Genomic DNA, 2,862 nt, shown 5'->3' on the forward strand with positions numbered 1-2,862 from the left:
ACCCTATATATTCAGCTACCTTGTAAAACAATTTTAATAACCAATAAATATATTCCAATGGCAACAAAGAAGACAAAAAGCCCCTCACGCACTACCCGCAAGGTAACCGTACCAGTAACTATTACTGTAAGAGTAACCCCTAAGCCAAAGGCTCGCAAGACAAGCAGCCGCCGCAAGTAGTGCCACGCTCCAGCCACGTAAGGCTGGAGTTTTTTTATTATTGGTTGCAAGGTTGCAACTTTTTTTAATAGGAGGTTGCAACTTTTTTAGGCGTGGTTGCAACTTCTTTAGCCTATCATCAGCATAAAAAAGTACTGAAAATCAACTACTTAAATACACAAGGTTGCAAGGTTGCAAGAGTTGCAACTTTTTTTAAAAGTTCCGCCACCTCGTGTCAGCTGCGTGTCAGTATTGTATATTCTTCACCACCTCGTCAGCAAACTTATTGCGGGTGGTATACACTTCAGTAATTTTAAGGTCAGAGTGCCGTGCTTGGTCGCGTACCTTTATAGCAGGTACTCCGGCATTCAGCATATCTGTAATACCCGTATCTTTCAGCGAATAAAACTGAACCTCTTTGCGAAAGTCATACTTTTCCTTTATCTTATCCCAATGATAGTCTAAACGGGTAGCCTTTTTTGTATTAGCTTGCCACTTCCAGCCAAACAAATAGCAATCAGCCGTTGCCTTGCCAATATGCGCTTGCAGGTCAGGCAAAAACAGATTAGGAATGGTCACACTTTCAGTTTTGCGGTTTTTAGCCACTTCAGCCGGAATAGTTATATACCCTTTTTCTAAATTCACATCGCCTACTTTCAGCATAAGCAATTCTTTAGGGCGGATAAAGCAGTAATAAGTAGTCATACACAGCACATATAAGTGAAAATCATCATAGCGTAAGCGTGCCAAGCGTTCTTTTTCCTTATCGTTGAGTACTACGCGCGTTTTTTCGGTTACGCGCTTGCTTTTTATACCCTCTGCAGGGTTTTTGCTTATAAAGCCCTTAGATATGCAAAAATTGAAGAAAGCGCGCAGCCTCATAAGGTAAGAGTTATAAGTATGTACACTGGTATTTTTTTTAAGGTAAACATCATCTAAGAAGTGATTTATGACACGAATATCTATCTGCGATATAAACACCGCTTGTTTGTATTTTTCGTTTATAAACTTCAAGAATAGGCGTATAAATGTTTGTATAGTTCTAAGTGAGCTATCTCGTTTTACGCCGTCTTTAGTCTCCTTTTCAATGGTTTTAAGGTACATTTCCACACAGTCCTTAATTTGTTTTAGGCTCACATCGTCCATTTCCTCGAAAGGAGACCAGCCCGCATACAGTTTTTCATTGAGGTTATAAATCATTTTCTGGGCGTATTTAGTACGTTCTTTTTTGTTAGCCATTTTAGGCACGCGGTTGCGGAAGCGTTCTAATAGCCCTGTTAGGGGGTTACGGGCATAGTATACTATGAGCCAATCAACCCCAATGCGCAGTTCAGCAGGCTTAAAGCCCACAATATCCTAATAGAAGACATTCTTTTGATTTTTAGGCATTTTTTTATTAAGGGCTATGCACGATTATAGCCCCTAACTTACCGTAATAAATAGTGTCACAATACTGACACAGCACTTTTAAAATACTGAAGATAAGTCACTTATTTCCAACCACTTACAAGGTTTTTCGTAATTATCTCTTTCATAGCAGGCAAATATACAATTTATATTTTTACTATGCAAATTATTTTTTTAATATTTTGTGTTTTTCATATTATAAATGTACCTTTGTCTCCTAAAAAACAGATATATGTTGGCATTATTTTCTTACCTTCAATTCTTGCTTAAATCTACTAACCAGCACGGTGTACACTCTCCTTTTGTGTACAATTTTGTTACTAAATGTTTGTATAACAAACAACTAATACCTAAAAAAGAATTAAAACACTCTTCTACTACCTTGTCTAATCTGCAAGTGCGTTTGCTATTAAAAATCATTCGTTACTTTAGTGCCTACCATATACTTACAGACGATACTTCCATAAAAAATCTTTCTAATATCGACACTTGCTGCTGTATTAGTACCTCAAGCAGTCGCGATACTTTTGACCTTATTTTTGTCAATCACCCTCCTGCGAATGCCGATTTGAGAGATTATTTACCTCTATTGCACAACGATAGTATTTTAGTAATTAATAACATTCATCAGAAAGAAAAAGAGCCCTTATGGCAACAACTTATAGCAGATGAAAGGGTAACAGCTTATGTAGATGTATATGTGCAGGGCTATGTGTTCGTGCGAAAAGAACAAGGTAAAGAGGGCTTTTATATAAGACCTTAAAAACAAAAAAAGCTGCTAAAAATCATTGTTTTAGCAGCTTTTTCTACTTTTATGCAAGAACTATTTTCCTAATAGATAGGCAAAAATAAGTGGTGCTACTATGGTAGCATCTGATTCTACTATATACTTAGGTGTATCTACCGCCAATTTACCCCAAGTTATCTTCTCATTAGGCACTGCCCCTGAATAAGAACCATAACTAGTAGTTGAGTCTGAAATCTGGCAGAAATATGACCAGAAAGGAACATCTTCCCATTCCAAATCTTGATACATCATAGGTACTACACAAATAGGGAAATCGCCGGCTATACCGCCCCCTATCTGAAAGAAACCTACACCTTTACCGCCTGAATTAGCTCTATACCACTCTGTTAGGTAAATCATATACTCGATACCAGTCTTTACTGTTGAGGCTTTTAGATTGCCTTTTATTACGTTGGCAGCAAAGATATTACCGGTAGTAGAGTCTTCCCAACCTGGACATATGATAGGCAGATTTCTTTCGGCAGCTGCCAATATCCAAGAGTTTTTAG

Annotated in this window: 4 protein-coding genes; 2 read left to right on the forward strand and 2 right to left on the reverse strand. The window is 37.7% G+C overall.

Annotation, left to right across the window (positions count from 1 at the left end; translation table 11 throughout):
- On the forward strand, window positions 1-180 hold a 180-nt coding region (locus HMPREF9074_RS12760), incomplete at its 5' end, for a hypothetical protein (protein WP_034540942.1).
- Between the two features lie 225 nt (window positions 181-405).
- Here HMPREF9074_RS12760 and HMPREF9074_RS11380 read toward each other — a convergent pair.
- The gene (locus tag HMPREF9074_RS11380) at window positions 406-1,509 is read right to left on the reverse strand and encodes a tyrosine-type recombinase/integrase (protein ID WP_009390705.1); all 1,104 of its coding nucleotides are present in this window, start codon (window positions 1,507-1,509) and stop codon (window positions 406-408) included.
- A gap of 289 nt (window positions 1,510-1,798) precedes the next feature.
- On the opposite strand from HMPREF9074_RS11380, the gene HMPREF9074_RS11385 reads away from it, so the two are divergent.
- Window positions 1,799-2,329 carry an O-methyltransferase gene (locus tag HMPREF9074_RS11385; protein ID WP_009390707.1) on the forward strand — a complete coding sequence of 177 codons (531 nt, stop codon included), beginning with the start codon at window positions 1,799-1,801 and terminating at the stop codon, window positions 2,327-2,329.
- A gap of 60 nt (window positions 2,330-2,389) precedes the next feature.
- On the opposite strand, the gene HMPREF9074_RS11390 is transcribed toward HMPREF9074_RS11385, so the two are convergent.
- A partial coding sequence (locus HMPREF9074_RS11390; protein WP_034540948.1) for a deoxyhypusine synthase family protein occupies window positions 2,390-2,862 on the reverse strand: 473 nt, incomplete at its 5' end.

Origin of the sequence: Capnocytophaga sp. oral taxon 329 str. F0087 (assembly GCF_000213295.2) — a bacterium.
GTDB lineage: Bacteria > Bacteroidota > Bacteroidia > Flavobacteriales > Flavobacteriaceae > Capnocytophaga > Capnocytophaga leadbetteri_A.

Bases quoted from the DNA above. Each gene is read 5' to 3' on its own strand.
- HMPREF9074_RS11385 (WP_009390707.1), top strand. From the start codon at position 1,799: ATGTTGGCATTATTTTCTTACCTTCAATTCTTGCTTAAATCTACTAAC.